Annotated in this window: 15 protein-coding genes; 3 read left to right on the forward strand and 12 right to left on the reverse strand. The window is 36.9% G+C overall.

What is annotated here, in order from left to right; genetic code table 11:
* The 8 genes from PLA12_11760 to rpsA all read right to left on the reverse strand — a co-directional run.
* On the reverse strand, positions 1 to 511 hold a 511-nt coding region (locus tag PLA12_11760), incomplete at its 3' end, for a prolipoprotein diacylglyceryl transferase (protein HOQ33173.1).
* A gap of 93 nt (positions 512 to 604) precedes the next feature.
* Positions 605 to 1,942, reverse strand: coding sequence for a hypothetical protein (locus PLA12_11765; protein HOQ33174.1), 1,338 nt, complete (start codon positions 1,940 to 1,942; stop codon positions 605 to 607).
* A gap of 44 nt (positions 1,943 to 1,986) precedes the next feature.
* Positions 1,987 to 2,448, reverse strand: a complete 462-nt coding sequence (locus PLA12_11770; GenBank protein ID HOQ33175.1) for a hypothetical protein — start codon at positions 2,446 to 2,448, stop codon at positions 1,987 to 1,989.
* Positions 2,449 to 2,747: 299 nt separating this feature from the next.
* Positions 2,748 to 2,996, reverse strand: coding sequence for a hypothetical protein (locus tag PLA12_11775; GenBank protein HOQ33176.1), 249 nt, complete (start codon positions 2,994 to 2,996; stop codon positions 2,748 to 2,750).
* A 317-nt stretch (positions 2,997 to 3,313) separates the two neighbouring features.
* On the reverse strand, positions 3,314 to 3,604 hold the full coding sequence (locus PLA12_11780) for a hypothetical protein (protein ID HOQ33177.1): 291 nt from the start codon (positions 3,602 to 3,604) through the stop codon (positions 3,314 to 3,316).
* A gap of 42 nt (positions 3,605 to 3,646) precedes the next feature.
* A complete protein-coding gene (locus tag PLA12_11785; protein ID HOQ33178.1) occupies positions 3,647 to 3,991 on the reverse strand; it encodes a hypothetical protein in 345 nt (114 codons plus the stop codon).
* A gap of 409 nt (positions 3,992 to 4,400) precedes the next feature.
* Positions 4,401 to 6,230: a biosynthetic-type acetolactate synthase large subunit gene (gene ilvB, locus PLA12_11790; protein HOQ33179.1), complete on the reverse strand. Its 1,830-nt coding sequence runs from the start codon at positions 6,228 to 6,230 to the stop codon at positions 4,401 to 4,403.
* Between the two features lie 152 nt (positions 6,231 to 6,382).
* Positions 6,383 to 8,293 (reverse strand): 30S ribosomal protein S1, encoded by a 1,911-nt coding sequence (gene rpsA, locus PLA12_11795; protein HOQ33180.1) that lies wholly within the window; start codon positions 8,291 to 8,293, stop codon positions 6,383 to 6,385.
* Positions 8,294 to 8,520: 227 nt separating this feature from the next.
* Between rpsA and PLA12_11800 the strand changes: the two genes are divergently transcribed.
* The gene (locus tag PLA12_11800; protein ID HOQ33181.1) at positions 8,521 to 8,697 is read left to right on the forward strand and encodes a hypothetical protein; all 177 of its coding nucleotides are present in this window, start codon (positions 8,521 to 8,523) and stop codon (positions 8,695 to 8,697) included.
* A gap of 61 nt (positions 8,698 to 8,758) precedes the next feature.
* Here PLA12_11800 and PLA12_11805 read toward each other — a convergent pair whose 3' ends face one another.
* Positions 8,759 to 9,436 carry a hypothetical protein gene (locus PLA12_11805; GenBank protein HOQ33182.1) on the reverse strand — a complete coding sequence of 226 codons (678 nt, stop codon included), beginning with the start codon at positions 9,434 to 9,436 and terminating at the stop codon, positions 8,759 to 8,761.
* 89 nt (positions 9,437 to 9,525) lie between these two features.
* A complete protein-coding gene (locus PLA12_11810; GenBank protein HOQ33183.1) occupies positions 9,526 to 10,230 on the reverse strand; it encodes a sigma-70 family RNA polymerase sigma factor in 705 nt (234 codons plus the stop codon).
* Positions 10,231 to 10,458: 228 nt separating this feature from the next.
* On the opposite strand from PLA12_11810, the gene PLA12_11815 reads away from it, so the two are divergent.
* Entirely contained in the window at positions 10,459 to 11,112 is a 654-nt protein-coding gene (locus tag PLA12_11815; protein HOQ33184.1) for an IMP cyclohydrolase, read from the forward strand.
* A 44-nt stretch (positions 11,113 to 11,156) separates the two neighbouring features.
* Entirely contained in the window at positions 11,157 to 12,593 is a 1,437-nt protein-coding gene (gene purB, locus PLA12_11820) for an adenylosuccinate lyase (GenBank protein HOQ33185.1), read from the forward strand.
* A 588-nt stretch (positions 12,594 to 13,181) separates the two neighbouring features.
* Here the strand turns inward: purB and PLA12_11825 are convergent.
* Positions 13,182 to 15,986 (reverse strand): glycoside hydrolase family 38 C-terminal domain-containing protein, encoded by a 2,805-nt coding sequence (locus PLA12_11825; protein ID HOQ33186.1) that lies wholly within the window; start codon positions 15,984 to 15,986, stop codon positions 13,182 to 13,184.
* Positions 15,987 to 16,028: 42 nt separating this feature from the next.
* On the reverse strand, positions 16,029 to 16,289 hold a 261-nt coding region (locus PLA12_11830; GenBank protein ID HOQ33187.1), incomplete at its 5' end, for a ferredoxin family protein.

A 16,289-nucleotide genomic window follows, 5' to 3' on the forward strand; every position in this document is an offset into this window, starting at 1 on the left:
AAAACTGGTCCGAGGAGATGAGTTGCCGCGATACATGTTCAGACCACGCAGGACTGCCCATCGGAAAACGCAAACCGAAAATAGAATCAGTAATCGTTCCATAACAACAGCCTTCACAGAAACAACCCAACCTGCCAAAAATTCCTCCAATAGGCATATAATGAATAAATATTTCCAGATCTGCAATTTTTGGAATTTTCTTCCATTCCATATACATCCATGCTCCAAAAATCCCCCCTGTAAATGCTCCTAAAAACATACTTCCGCCTCTTTCTAAGTTAAAGAAATTTATCTTTGAAGAGGGACACGCAAGGAAGAGGTAGAAAAACACTCGACCGAGGATAAATGCGAATGGGGCAACGCATAGCAGGATGCCTATTCCCATTGGAAATCTTTCCCCATGTCTATAGTTCCACCTTAACCCCAACACAATTACCATCAACACCGCTAAAAAATTGAAAATGTTATATAAATTTATTTCATATCTAAAAAGAAAAATAGAAGGAAACATTTTTTACTTCCGTTTTTTATTAAAAAATTATAATCAATATTTTGTTACAATAAATTTTTTTGGGTAAAAGTAGCGTAATATAATTCATGTTTCTCAGAAGAAACTCCAACCAAGGTAACGATAGGTTATGTACATGATTAATAAAAGTATTACAACTCCAGTTACAATATAGATTACTGGTGATTTAGATGAGAAAAGAAAAATTTGATTACTTTTTTCAAAATCCTTAGGGTTGAAGATCCCCTTCATAATGGGTGGTGGAGTAAATATTTCATCGGGTATAATTTCATTTATTTTTAAACTTTCTGGGATTATTTCAAGTTTATAGAGTGTAGTTACATCTATAGGAGAAAAACATTGTTGTAACATATATTCATCTTTTGTAATTTTTCCGCTTTTAAGACTTGTCCTTAATTGCAAGCCTTCGGGAGTAGTAGTATCTAAGGAATATACTTCTTCTCTTGCTTTTAAGGGGAAACGAATGTTTTCTTTGACTTCTATATAGTCATCGAAGAAATAAGTTTTTTCAATCCATTTAGGACTCATGCAGTTTACAATCATGTCTAATTTGTATTTTTTAAATGTATTCAAATCCCAGGTTCTTCCATAATATTCAACATAGTCTATACGGCGTATATCTCCCTTATCATCAATCCATATATCTAAACTTAGAGGGACTTTCTTTTTAAATGCATCTTCATAATATTCCGTTTTATGCCATAAGACGGTAAAATCTCCTTCATGATGCAAATGAAATGGACCTGGTAAATCTAAAAATTCAGAAAGACTAATTCCCCAGGTGCTTATGAAATTATCTTCTGTGCCTTCTCCTACTCTTCCTACCATGTTTAGCGGACTAATCTGGGAGCAAGGAATAAAATCTGTTTCAGGAAGAGCAGGATCTTTATAAGCTTTTTGTTTATCTTCTGTAATATTTAAAAACCATGTTTTGCCATTTTTCATGTATGAAGCTGAATTAATTTTAGATATTTTTGGTTCTACGGTGTCTTTTAAATGATTTGTATTTTGATAATTTTCAAATGCTTTTTGCTCGATTTTTTGTTTAACTGTATCTAACAAAGTTTGAGGATATCCTTCATTAGAAGGAGAAGAGATTTTTACCTGCTTGGGGGAAAGTACAGAATCATATAATATTTTTTGGTCGTAAAAGGTGAGAAAAAAATTTTTTTTATCACATGTGAATGCGATTTCGAAATATTCTTCTTGTTCTGTTTCCCATTCTATCTTACCTTCTTTAACAGTTTTTGAATAGAGATAACCTTTTCCCTTACACCAAATACTACTATAAGAATTTGTCCTTTCTTTAATTAAATTGATAATATTCTCTAACTCTTTTGGATCTAATGAGTGTGGGCATTGATAATCCAAAGCAGTAAAAATAAATATCATAATACCTACACACAATTCCATACCTAATCCCTTTATTGGTCTGATAATTTTTGTTTTTCATCTAATTATAATACTACTATCTTTTTAATCTTGCACATATTACAGTTAGGATAATAACAAGAATTCCCAGCCTCTATTGACATAATTACACATCCAGATCCTGAACATATACAACCACAAGAAGGACATCCAGGACAATCTGCAGGGACACATGGATTCCCACAACCTTTTGCTCCAACACATTCATATATATTTGTAGTATTAGGACAATATATTATTGGAAGGGTATGTTCACAACTACATTCTAAAGAAGCAGATTGGTTACATAACAAATAATCATTGGGTGGTGATGTTGGACATGTCCCGGTTGGTTTACAATCACAGCCGGATGTGTTATCTTTTTGTGACATAGCGTAGACATGAGATTGGATAAAAATGGCCGTGATGCCACTGAACAAAAGCAGGATAAAAATCAGGGTAATAGGATAAGAATTTATCAATTTTTTGAGGGTGAATGTGAGTTTCATGATGTGTTCTCCTTTTGGTTAGAGGTTTTTGTTTGGGGTTACTACTACTTTATTATTCAATTTTCCAATAAATATAGTTTAGCATTTTTTTTCTTATGTCAAGCTTTTTGGAAAAAATTTTTTAAATGATTTGTTAATAAGAAATAAGAGGGGGACAAAATATTTATATGCAGAAAATTTTATGTTTTTCCCAAAAGAAAACATTTTTTTACTTCCGTTTTAAACTAACATTCTTAATCTATATTCGGTCGTAGTATTTTTCTTGTATTAAAAGTATCATAGTATAGTTTGACATTTCGTCAGAAGAAACTCCAACCCCAATAGCGATGAGTTAAGTAGATTAATAACAAAACGAATGCGATTTCTACTCCGATAAATACAACAACTTTTATATGGGGCGAATGAAAAAAGGTTTTTATTTTATTAGTTATTTGTTCTCGAGGTGTTTCAGGAGGTGGAGTAAAAACTTCTTCCGAAATAGTTCCGTTAATAAGAAGACTCTGAGGATTTATAGAAATCTCCTTATAAGTATCTATGGTAAAAGGCATAAAACATCGATTTATTAAAAATTGTTCACGGAAATATTTCCCTTTCCTCACATTAATTGCAAACTAAAGTCCTTCAGGAATTGTAGTATCTATATTGTATATTTCCTCTCTGGCGGACAATGGGAATCTAACTTTTTCTTTTGTCTGTATATAATCATTAAAAAAATAATTTCTCTCTATCCATTTTGGATACATGCAATTGATTTCACCGCTATATCCTGCCTTTTGGAATTCCTCTTGACTCCATATCCAACCATAATATTCCACATAATCAATTCTGCGAATATCCCCGTTATTATCTATCCAGATGTCCAGACTTAAAGGGATTTTTTTTCTAAGAAATTATCATAATAATCTGCTCGATGCCATAGAATAGTAAATTCTCCTTCCTGATGGAGGTGGGAAGGTCCGGGTAAGTCCAAAAATTCGGATATACTTATTCCCCAGGTGTTCGTTTGACCATCTTCGCTCCCCCGACCTACTCTACCCACTATGTTTAGAGGGGTTATGTAGATAGTTCCTAATGAAGAAATAGAAGTATTGGTATCATAGTAAACCTTTGTTTTATCTTCAGAAATTTGAAGAACTGTGGAAACCCCATTTTTCAAATACCCTGCAGTATTAAAAATTACATAATTATTACGAGGTTGTTATTCAATGTTTTGTTGATATAATTTTTTGCTCTTCTCTTCAAGAGCACTTTTAATCTTATCCAGGAAAGGAGAAGATGCTGTTTGTTCTATTGTCTTTTGAGGTGGTGACGGATGTTCTCCTTTTTCTAATCCCATTAGAATTCTAAGTTCGGATGATTTGGGTTTTATTGTATTTTCATTAAATCGTGTGTAAAAAAATTTTTTCTTATCGCATGTAAATGCAATTTTGAAATCATGAGTATTTTCTATTTCTAAACCCATATCAGGGGAATTCTCTAATATTGCATATACTTTACTGTTTAAGGGTATGAGATGGAAATATTCATGGCCTTTGCACCACACAGAATGAAACTGTTCTACTCTTCCTTTTATATTTTCTACTGTTGCCTGAATAGTATTTTAATTTTGTGTATGTTCACAGGTAAAAGACAAAAAAGTGCCTGCATGTAAAAGACAAAAAAAATATAATGATAACATCATTTCACCTCCGATTTTATATTAGACCATTATATAAAACTATAAATTTATTGTACTGGGGTTCCACTTTCTATACATTTGTTGCATTTAAGATAGGCACATAAATCTGTTCAGTATGTCTAAAAGTTTTTTGTTTAATTTGTCTGTTGGGGAGTGGGAAGGGTTTTTGTGGTGTTAATATCTTGTTATGGGTAAATAGAATTGACAAAATAAGAAACAGGGACAAATGGATGTTTGTCCCTGTTCGTTAATAGTTTTTATTTTTGTGTAAATTTTAAAATGCTTCGGCAAATGCGTCTGATGGTTCTGGAGGTTCTTCTTCTATTTTAGGAACTTCACGCGCTTTGATGAATGGTCCTGTTACCATGTCTTTGTATCCCATACCGGGACCGACCATCGGGAAAACGAGAGCCTTTTTGTCCACGACGACCTCAAGGAAAGCAGGTCCATTATTAAATTTAACAAACTCTTCAAGTGTTTTATGTAATTCTTCACGATGGGTAACTCGCTTTGAGAACTTGAAACCGTCTGCTTCGGCAGATTTGACGAAATCCTTTTTATGAAGAGATTTGTCAGTACCTGAAAAGCGTCCTTCATAATATAGCGTTTGCCATTGGACGACCATACCATCGCCGTGATTGTTGAGTAATAATACTTTAACGGGTATGTTGTAATTTGTACAGGTTTCCATTTCACCGAAATTCATTCGCAAACTTCCATCTCCATCAATGTCAATGACAATTTTATTTGGTTTCGCTACTTGCGCACCTATGGCGGCAGGTAGTCCGAATCCCATAGTTCCCATACTCCCAGAGGTTATATAGGTTCGAGGATGTTTGATATGGAGATACTGTGCTGCAAACATTTGGTGTTGTCCAACGCCTGTGGTAAAAATGGCTTCTCCTTTTAGAATATCGTTGAGGGCTTCTATGACTTCTGGAGGTTGAATTTTCTGGGCATTGCGGTCATAGTTTAATGGATATTCTTTTTTCAATTGCTGTACATGTTTTAACCATGCGTCATGCTTCAAAGTTAAATGTTTCCCATATTGCATAAGCGATTTTAATGCTTTGCCTGCGTCACCTACATGGGACCAGACCACAGGTTTTACTTTACCTATTTCTGCGGCATCAATATCAATATGTAGAATTTTTGCGTTTGGAGCAAATTCGCTGGCTAATCCTGCTACACGGTCGTCAAATCGTGTTCCCACGGCGATGAGCAGGTCGCAATCCATAACCGCATAATTGGCATAGGCTGTTCCATGCATACCTAACATGTGCAGACAAAGGGGGTGATGAGTGTCCATAGCCCCAATACCCATCACTGTGGTTACGACCGGGATATGGAACATATTAACAAATTCTTGGAGTATATGTGACGAATTACTGGATATAATCCCACCACCGACATAAAGTAGAGGGCGTTTTGATGCTTTTAGTAAAGTAAAGAATTCCTTTGCCTCATCGGGGGTAATCTCATTGTCATTAATTTTTTGCATGCGACTTTGATACCCATGAAGAGGGAGTAAACCTTTTCCTTTAAAAACGCATTCATAATTCTGAACATCCTTTGGAACATCAATAACCACGGGACCGGGTCTGCCGGTTCGTGCAATGTAAAAGGCCGTTCTGACAGTTTCTTCTAATTCTTCCGGGTTTTCCACTAAAAATACATGTTTCGCACAGGAGGACATTAAATTGAATACAGGTGCTTCTTGAAAGGCATCTGTTCCGACTGCAGAACGAGCCACCTGCCCACTAATCATAACCAACGGTATAGAGTCAGCCATAGCATCTCGTATGGGTGTCGTAGCATTGGTGGCACCAGGACCGGAAGTAACTAACAAAACACCTACTTCACCGGAAGCCCGTGCATAACCGGAAGCCATAAAGCCAGCTCCTTGTTCATTTGCTGGCACAATTAACTGTATGGGATGTTCTTTATGAGAGCGATTCCAGCGAAAAACCGCATCATAAGTTGGTAATATTGCCCCACCGCTATAACCGAAAATGACCTTTACCCCTTCATCTGCAAGCACCTGTAGTATTATTTCGGCTCCCTTCATTTTTGTACCTGCTAATTCGTGTTTTTTTGTAACCATTGTAAAACTCCTTCTTTATACGGTTAATGATTTATAACAATTAAAAGTTAGTTTTTATTTAGGAACTGTGGATAATTTAAAGTCAAAGCGCCGCAGAACAGGAATGTCTGCGGCGCTGAAGTTTTCAATCTCCGCACTTTTGTGAGGTAATTTTATTCAGCAGGCGGAGGTTCTTCCGCTGGCGCCGCAGATTCCGGCGCCTCACCTACACCTACCTCTGGGTTCTCCTCTGAAACGGATTCTTTCTTTTCTTCTTCGGAGGGTTTCCCTTCTGTATGAATTAATTCTTCAGCTACTTCTTCGATAGATTTTCCTTGTTGAAGAAGTTCTGTTGGTAAAACATCTTTTAGCATAGAACCGACATCCACAGGCTCACCGGCGGTATGGGTTTGCATGATTTCCCCTTCGAGGTCTTTTTGATATTCTCGAATACTTAATCCGACCTTACGCTCTACCGGGCTTATGCTAATAATTTTAGCCATAACTTTCTGTCCAATATGGAGAAATTCTTCGGCACGGTGAACTTTTTCTAAGGACATTTCACTTAAATGAATAAGTCCTTCAATTCCATTTTCCAGTTTACCAAAGGCACCGAAACTGACTAATTTTGTTATTTCAACTTCAACATGTTTGCCTATGGGCATTTCTTCGACCAGTTCCTGCCATGGGTCAGGTTCTAATTGCTTTAAGCCGACACTAATTTTTTCCATTTCAGGGTCAATGCTCAATATTTTAACTTCTATTTCCTGGTCTTTGGTTAACACTTCTGCTGGATTGGTAATTTTCTTTGTCCATGAAATATCACCAACATGCAGAAGTCCATCAATACCTTCTTCAATTTCAATAAATGCACCGTAGTCCATTAAAGCACGAACACGACCTTTTACCACAGAACCTTCGGGATATTTCTCTGCCATAAGTTTCCACGGATTGGGTTGTGTTTGCTTTAATCCTAAGGATATCTTTTGCTCTTCGGGGTCTACATGAAGCACCATAACATGCACTTCATCTCCGATATTTAATATTTCAGACGGATGTCTGACCCTGCGTGTCCAGCTCATCTCGCTGATATGTATCATTCCTTCAAGTCCATCGTCCAGCTGAATGAATGCGCCATAATCTGCGAGACTTATTACAGTACCTGTAACGATAGAACCCACAGGATATTTTTCTTGTGCTGTTAACCAAGGATTGGGTGTTTTCTGTTTTAATCCGAGACTTACCCGATGTGTCTCGGGGTCATAAGTAAGGACCTTAACATCAATCTTTTGTCCAATCTTTAATATTTGATGTGAATTTTTGGGTCTTCCCCATGTCATATCGGAAACATGGAGTAGTCCGTCCAAACCGCCCAAATCAATGAAAGCGCCAAAGTCTGTAATATTCTTCACTTCACCTTGAACAATAGCACCTACCTTGATAGTTTCTAACAATTGTTTGCGTTCTTCTTCTCTGCGTTCTTCTAAAAGTTTCCGATGACTGACCACCACATTACGCCGTTTGGGATTAATACTGAGAATTCGTAATTCTAAGCGTTTTCCAACAAAATCATCGAGGTCAGCAATGGGTCTTGTGCTAACCTGACTTCCGGGCATAAAGGCATCAACACCAATGTCTACTTTTAATCCGCCTTTGACTTTTCGAATAACGGTTCCCTCAATCACACCCTCTTCTTCAAATACCTTCTGAACATATTCCCAATTCTTGATACGGTCTGCCTTAGTTTTTGATAACACAGGCATACCTTCTTCATTTTCCGGGACCTCGATGTAGAAGTCGAAAGAAGCTCCTTCTTTCAATTCGGAACGGTCGGGAAAGTCTGTTATTCTAACGACCCCCTCACTTTTGTAACCGATGTCTACCAGAATACGGTCATCCAATATGGATACTACCTGCCCTTTTACTACCTCACCTTCTTGAAACCGTAACATTCCTTCCTGGAGAAATTGGTCCACATCGGGCTCTGTCAAAAAAGAATTTAATTCTTCTTTTAATGATTGCGACAACGCCTGTGTTGCCATTTCATCCACTTTTGCGTTAAGTTCTGAATACTTATAACCCATAATTTAAAAAACTCCTTTCGGAAAAAAATATCCTGTTAAAAAACAGGTGATTTATTATACTATTTTTATATAATAAAACTCAAATATTGTAAACTATAGTTTGTTGTTTAAAATACAAGTTTTTTATCTCATTGTGGTTATGTGTATCCATGGAACTTCTTACTATGAAAAGTGTTATATTAATAAAGGAAACTTTTTATTAAAATTTTACATAAAAGGGAATGGAAATGAACAAGAACTTACTATTGAAAATCATCAATCCAATTTTACTGGTATTGCTTATTAGCCAGGCATGTTCGGGTTTTTTTCACCACTCGCTTTCTCACAAGATGTTTGAAATTATTCATGAGGGAGGAGGAATTGTTTTAGTGGTCATATCCTTTTTACATCTTGTCCTTAACTAGGGTTGGATTCGTGCTAACTTTTTGAAGGTAAGACAATAAGAATATTTTTCGCTAAATATTCTTACAGCACGCGTTCAAGGTAGATTTGGCGTAATAATTCGGCTTTTTGACGGACACCTTTTTGCAGGATTTCGTTAGCACGGGGGCAGTTTGGATTTTTACGCAGTGCTGTTTGTGCCGATTCAAGTTCTCGGTCAATTATGGATACAGACCGTAATTGGCGGGAGAAATAACCGGTATTGTTTCTAAATACAGGGGATAGGGCAGACCCTAATAATTCAATCTCATGCCATACATCTTTTTCCATGCTTTTTTCAACAGGAGTCTGCATTTTGGGAGATGCCATCTGAACAGTGATACTCATTTTTCCTGTTGTATTATCAAATAAGGTAGGATTGTAAGAAACCCCAAAAAGAATGTAAGCGGTCATTAACCAGATGGATACGCAAACTGTGACCAATACCCGTGAATGTTTTTTTACGGGTAATGTGTTTTGTTCCATTTTTTTCTTTTGTTCTCGAGCCCTTTTCAAAATTTCTAAGGCTAATTCTTTAGGCGGTTCAATTTTAGGTGCAGAATTTAGAAATCGTAATGATGAACAAATGGCTTCTACTTCTGCGGAACATTGAGGACATTGTGTTAAATGTCGGGCTATTCCTGAGAAAATAGGTCCCCTGCCATCTACTAAAGCCTCCGCATAAGTAATTAATTGTGTTCTTGTAGGATGTTTTAATAACATGGTAATCTTTATCTGTTTTTCTTTGTCACCAAACTATTTTGTTGACACTATGTATAATCCGAAACCTGCGCCCAAAGTTTCGCAAAAAACTACTGTTCGTTCAAATATTCACGAAAATGCTCTAAATAAGGTCTCAATGCTCTTTCTGCACGAAGGACCCGTGTTTTTGCTGTTCCTAATGGGACATCCAGAATATTTGCAATTTCCTCATAAGGCAATTCCAGGAAACGGCGTAGAACAAAGGCTTCTCTTTGCCGTTCCGGAATTTTTTTCAATGCTTTATTAATTGCCTCTGAAATTTCTGTGCATTTTGTATCTCGCCACACATCCAGATGTGGGTCTGCATGGTGTTCTACGGGATTCCATTCGTGGTCATCGTTAGAATTATCTGAAGAATGCCACCATTGGGAAAGGCTGAAAAATCGAGGTTTTCGGTTCTGTTTAGTCCATTCCTTTGAGACAATATTACTTGCAATGGTATATAAATAAGTGCTGAATTTTGCTGTTGGCTGGTATCGTTCTGCACTGGACACTATAGCCATGAAAACTTCCTGAGTGAGTTCCTCTGCAATGTGCCAGTTATGAACCATACGAAACATATAATTAAATATACTTCGTTCGTATCGGCGAACCAACTCCCCGAAAGCCTCTTCGTTCCCTTCGCCAAAAATAAGCATCAAATCCTCATCGCTCCACTCTGTTAGGGGGACAGTTTTCTCCCGTTGCCGAAGAGCCATTTTTTGCTCAGGCGTAACCATCTTAAAAGGAACTATATTTTCGTGATTGATGCTCATATCTCTTTATCTTTTTTGTTTTATTATATCACTCTACTAAAATTCATTTCTAACAAAATAAAAAAACATTTATAATTTATAATATTATAACGACAAAAAGAAGATATATATTTATTTAATGTATCAAGGTTGTAAATAGGTTTCATTATTTGTATAATAAAAAGTCTCACTATATTTTTTTACAATTTGTGCGGAAAATTATTACAGATTAAAGGAAGGTTTTTATTTATGTATATAGGAAGAATTGTTTCTGTGGCACAAACGGAAGATGGTAGACTTTGTGCCATGTATCGTGTATCCAGTCGCTCTTTTCCGAACCGTCAAGCGGTATTGAATAACAACAAAGTATCCATTATTCCAATGGCAGGGTATGAAACGGATATTCAGAAAAATCCCTATATTTCATACAATTGTCTGAGAAGTATTCTGGAAGGAGAAGTGGCTGTATTAAGTAATGGAAGTCACACAGACCCGATTGCCGAAAAGATTATTAATGGTATGCCTACCCGAGATGCTATTGCATTGACATTAATGGCACTGGATTTTGAAAAAGATGATTATGCAACGCCGCGTATTGTTGCAGTTGTTGATAAAGCTGAAGGTTCGGGCTGGTTAGGTGTGGTTCGTTCCGATGGGCTTGAGGTCCGACGCATGGATTTGAAACCGGGACGCTTCTTTTATGTGGCAACCTATGAGGAAAACTTTATTAGTTTTTGTCATAGTGGTGTTTTTCCTGCAATGTCGGCGGATGAAGCCTGTTCCTTTATTTTAGGAGGAGGAGTTTTTGCGGAACGAACACATCCTATTACTGCTGTTACTGCAATGGCGTCGGAGGAAGGTTTTGATATTGCTATCCAGAATAGTCCCGTTTTTGCAAAGTAAATGTAATATACATCTTTATTAAATGAAACCAGAGGGGTGTTTGTATGAAAGATTATAACGAGTATATCAGTCCATTTGTCGAACGATTTGCTACAAAAGAAATGATTGCTCTATGGAGTCCACAAAGGAAATTTTCCACATGGAGAAGGTGTTGGCTTGCTCTTGCAGAAGCAGAAAAAGAATTGGGACTGGATATTACAGATGAACAAATTGAAGAGTTAAAAAATCATCTTGATGATATTGATTTTGAACAGGCACGAAAATATGAAGAGAAAACAAGACATGATGTTATGGCTCATATCCTTGCCTATGGTGATGTAGCACCTAAGGCTAAACCAATTATTCATTTAGGGGCTACCAGTTGTTTCGTTACGGATAATACCGACCTTATACTGTGTCGTGAAGCCCTTATTTTAATTAGGAATAAAATCGTTGCGGTGTTAAAGAGATTAAGAGATTTTGCTATAAAATATAAAGACATGCCCGCTTTAGGTTTTACTCATTTTCAGCCGGCACAGTTAGTAACTGTGGGCAAACGGGCATGTCTCTGGGCTCAGGACCTTGTGCTTGATTTACAACAAATCGAACATTTCCTTTCCAGAATTAAATGTAGAGGGGTAAAAGGGGCAACAGGAACACAGGCGTCTTTTTTAGTTCTTTTTAATGGTGACCATGAAAAGGTAAAACAATTAGACAAACGGGTAGCAGAAAAATTAGGCTTTACCGAAACACTTCCCGTAACAGGTCAAACTTATACCCGAAAAATAGATACACAAATTCTACAGATTTTGGCAGGTATTGGGGAGTCCGTGCATAAATTTGGAACAGACCTGCGTTTGCTGCAAAATATGAAAGAAATGGAAGAACCTTTTGAACAATCGCAAGTAGGTAGCTCTGCTATGCCCTATAAACGCAATCCCATGCGAGCAGAACGAGCATGTTCTTTAGCACGATTTGTAATGGGTATCCCTATTTATAGCGAATTTACAACGGCTGTCCAATGGATGGAGCGAACCTTAGATGATTCCGCTATTCGGCGAATTATTATACCCGAATCTTTTATGGCAACAGATGGAATGCTGAATATTTATTTGAATATTATGGAAAATCCAGTTGTTTACCCGAAGGTAATTGAAAGGCATGTTCGCGAGGAATTGCCCTTTATGGCAACAGAAACGCTTCTGATGGCAGGTGTAAAAAAAGGTGGAGACCGTCAAAAACTCCATGAAATTATTCGTAAGCATGCACAAGCTGCTGGTGAATGGGTAAAAATGGAAGGAAAAGAAAATAACCTATTACAACAACTTGCCCGAGACCCAGAATTTCCTTTAAATGAAGAAGAAATCAATGCATGTCTTGATGAAAAAGATTTTGTGGGTAGAGCCCCTGAACAGGTAGTAGAATTTACAACTGAGGTAATAGAACCTATATTACAGAGGTATGCCTCTGCAATCGAAATTTCTTCCTCTATTTCTGTTTAAAGAAATAACATTTTATTATCATTTTCCACATTCGTTTTCCCCTCAATTTATAAGGTATTTGAATAGTTTTCCATAACTTATTCACATACTATTTCCACAACATAGTCAAAAAAGAGTTAAGACTTTATGTTATTATATATCAAAGACTTAAGATTATTTTTGAGAAATTATTGACAAAAATTCGTGTTTTTATTTCTTGACAAATAACCGATTTATACACAGCGTTAAAAAAACTTGTTTTTCGACATTTTAAATCCGATAAACCAAGAAAGGAAAAATTAGAGTAAGCCTACAAAGGAGGAAAGATATTTATAAAAAGAAGGAAAATTTAACAGGTTTTATGTAAATTATTGATAACAGATGTCATGAAAGAGATGTGTTTCTTTAGTCAAAAAACTGCGTATTTTTTTGTCAATTTTTTATACTCTTTTTGTAAAAAATAATCCTTCTTCATTGGATAGTTACTATCATTTATAGCTTTTAAAGATGCACATATAACAAATATTTACATTACGGTTTTTCGGGAAAATGTCTTATCAATCCCATAGGTTTCATTTTGTTCTGGAGTATAGATATAGATTGCAATAATTAGATGAGAAACTTAATTGTAACAATTTTCTTTTCATTGCATTGTATTTTCACAGTATTTTGAGGTGAAATTTCCAGTTTTTGAATAATAGTTTCCTCAAAGTTCACTTCATAGACCTCTTTTAACGGTTCGCCGAATTCCAGAACGGCTGCCGTCGGTTCATTAGAAGAATTGTATACACGCAATATATATCCCTGTCTATCTTCAGCGAGTTTAAGAGCAGAAAATATAATTGTATCGGGCTGAATTTTAATAAGAGATTTTGTTGGAGGTTGAGTTCCATTTGAAACACCGGACTGGACAGGTATAAGGGGAGAGTATATTCGTTCTGTTTCTTGAACAACATTTCCTTTCATTGTGCCTCCCGCATGAGGATATATCCAGAAATTAAATTCATGTTCTCCGGGGCATTGGGATAAGTTCATTTCGGGGTGTGTTTCCCATTGTTTGGATACGGTTGCCAGGTGGACTGTATAGGCTCTTAATAATGTAATAAACACGGTCCGTGTTAAATCACGAGATACTTCATATTCCTTTAAACCATCATTTATAATAGCCAATCCGCCCCATGTATCATCTAAATCTACAAATCGGTATTGGGGAAATGTAACGGATTTTGTATTTTTCCAGGGGTTATTGGGACCGGGAACGATTTCTCGTTCTACAATATCAAAAGCAGATTCAACACGAACAATGTCCGTATCCAGATTAGATGGGAATGCTATTCGCAAACGATGGTCACGGGCATTGTTTATAAGTTTTACCTTCAATTCTAATGAACGCGATTGATTTCGTAAAGTAATAAACATTTGAATGGGGATAGATACTTGTCGAATACTTCGTTTTGAATTATTTCCGACGCCATCCAGCCTGTCATTTAAATCTTCATTTGTAGAAACTAATTGACCGGGGATAATCATTTCGTATTCAATTTTATATGTGGCAGATAAAGGACCGTCTTCTAAAAGTGAGATTTTTTTGGGGAAAGGACGACTATCAATAACTTCATTATAGGCAGGAGGTATATGCATCCAAGCGTGTCCCGCTTCTCCATCATCCAAAAGATAACCTAATCCACAATATATTTTTTCAGAAGGTTTATGAAATACATCAAAAGTCCCGTCATCCCGAATAGCCACCCGCATATATTGATTTTCTAATACACGGTCACTCGTGATAAGTGTTCCTTGTAGGAAAGGTTTATGGTGTTTAATTCGGTAGGAGGTATATCCTAATGGAGGCACTTTCGTGGTAGTGAAAGATGTGTGGTATCTATGAACTTTCATAGAGTGTCGTGCATCTTCGGGCTGAGTTATGACTACATTGGCCCGTTCCTGTGAGTGTATTTGCAGAGGGACCTCTTCTCCTGTTTCTATATTTTCAAGACAAAACTCACCTGCGGGAATAGTATCTGGGAGGTCAACAACGGTAGAAATAGTTTCTTCTCTTTCCATTGGTAAAGGATTATATACTGTAATGAGAATGGCATTCTTATCCTCTTTGGAAAAGTCTATACTTTTTTGACAGAAGGCTAAGACACGCCGCAGAACACTTCGGGATATTTCTCGAACTTGCCGTAAGCGATGTAAGGTATCCTGTTCAATAATATCTACCCCCGAGCCGGATATTGTATCATGTGCATGACAACGCAAGAGTTCTTTCCATGCAAGGTCAATAAAATCCTTTGGGTATTCCATGCCCATACAAGCACTCAGCACGGACATGGGTTCGGCTAATCGTTGTAAATCGCGTTCAGAATAGGAATTCTCTCGTTTTATCCGCGTCCTGCTGGAAAGCACATCACTATAGAGATGATAAATTCGGGGCATGGGTTTTGGTGTTCGTCGTTCACCTTGTAATACAGGAAGTTTTATGTTTTCAACTTCCCTCAAAACCTCTTCGGCATAATCTTGGTAATTTGAGTGCTTAACGATATGTCCTTCAAGAACCTGTTGTGTTTCATGGACAAGACACACTTCCAGTTCATCGGGAACACTGCTATCGTGTCCCATCATAAAAGCAATATGCGGTGTAGTTGCCACTTCACATTCTGATTTGAATAACTTCTTTACCCGTTCCTTTAATTGTTTTTCATCAAAGTTTTTGGGAGGTTGTAAGAGTAGATAATGTTCAAACTGTGCTTTTTCATCAGCAAGACGGAACGGTGTTCCTCCCTTATTCCAGTTCCAGTTTCGTTCATCAGGTTCCATGCCGTATACAACAGGGCGATATACCTGATGGTAGAAATTATATCGTGCATGCCGACTCATTTGGCTTGCTAAAATTTTTGTGCCATCTGCACCTTCCCACCAGAATTCGTTAGGAACTTCATCATGGCTGACACCATGATAGAAAAGGGCAATATGAATTCCAAAGCCTTTGTATATTTGGGGTAGTTGTGAAATCTGACCATAAGAAAAAGGTGTGTGTCCAACTTTCATTACGCCGCCCATCTGTTTTGCAATAATATGTCCATAGAGCAAGTTCCGAATAATGGATTCACTTCCAACCTGAAAACATTCCGGACATGTGTACCACGGACCTATAAGTAAGCGTCTTTCCTCTACCTGCTTTTTTATTCGTTCACGGTCGTTGGGAAAAATTTCCAGATAATCCTCAACAGGTACTACTTGGCTATCCAGAACAAAAGAGTTATAATCTTTATTTTTTTCGAGGATATTCAATAGTCGCTGAAAAAAATCAATAAGTTGAATTCTTGTTTCTTGAAAGGAGTAAAGCCATTCACGGTCCCAATGTGTATTTGAAATAAAATAAACATATTTTTGCTCTTTATCTTTTCTCATAACGATTTTCCTTCTGTTATCTTTTTTATATATCTTTGTTTTCTAATTACCTGTTCCCGGTGTTGGGTCAAAGAGTTCCCGTTTATTTTTTACAGTTCGGAATTTCTCTGATTCAGGAGAAACGGGTTTATTATTTCGTATGACAGGCCAGATTTTGGAGTATTTTGCATTCAATGGTATGTATTCCTTCCATTCTTCCGGAACCTCGTCAATAGAATAGATAGCACGAACGGGGCATTCATCTACACAAACGGCGCAGTCAATACATTCCTGAGGGTCTATGACCAGCATATTGGCTCCCTC

This window comes from Candidatus Hydrogenedens sp., assembly GCA_035378955.1.
Taxonomy (GTDB): Bacteria; Hydrogenedentota; Hydrogenedentia; order Hydrogenedentales; family Hydrogenedentaceae; genus Hydrogenedens.

Bases quoted from the DNA above. Each gene is read 5' to 3' on its own strand.
- purB (HOQ33185.1), top strand. From the start codon at position 11,157: ATGAAAGATTATAACGAGTATATCAGTCCATTTGTCGAACGATTTGCT.
- PLA12_11805 (HOQ33182.1), bottom strand. From the start codon at position 9,436: ATGTTATTAAAACATCCTACAAGAACACAATTAATTACTTATGCGGAG.
- PLA12_11800 (HOQ33181.1), top strand. From the start codon at position 8,521: ATGAACAAGAACTTACTATTGAAAATCATCAATCCAATTTTACTGGTA.
- PLA12_11825 (HOQ33186.1), bottom strand. From the start codon at position 15,986: ATGAGAAAAGATAAAGAGCAAAAATATGTTTATTTTATTTCAAATACA.
- PLA12_11775 (HOQ33176.1), bottom strand. From the start codon at position 2,996: ATGCCTTTTACCATAGATACTTATAAGGAGATTTCTATAAATCCTCAG.
- PLA12_11765 (HOQ33174.1), bottom strand. From the start codon at position 1,942: ATGGAATTGTGTGTAGGTATTATGATATTTATTTTTACTGCTTTGGAT.
- PLA12_11815 (HOQ33184.1), top strand. From the start codon at position 10,459: ATGTATATAGGAAGAATTGTTTCTGTGGCACAAACGGAAGATGGTAGA.
- ilvB (HOQ33179.1), bottom strand. From the start codon at position 6,230: ATGGTTACAAAAAAACACGAATTAGCAGGTACAAAAATGAAGGGAGCC.
- rpsA (HOQ33180.1), bottom strand. From the start codon at position 8,293: ATGGGTTATAAGTATTCAGAACTTAACGCAAAAGTGGATGAAATGGCA.
- PLA12_11770 (HOQ33175.1), bottom strand. From the start codon at position 2,448: ATGAAACTCACATTCACCCTCAAAAAATTGATAAATTCTTATCCTATT.
- PLA12_11810 (HOQ33183.1), bottom strand. From the start codon at position 10,230: ATGAGCATCAATCACGAAAATATAGTTCCTTTTAAGATGGTTACGCCT.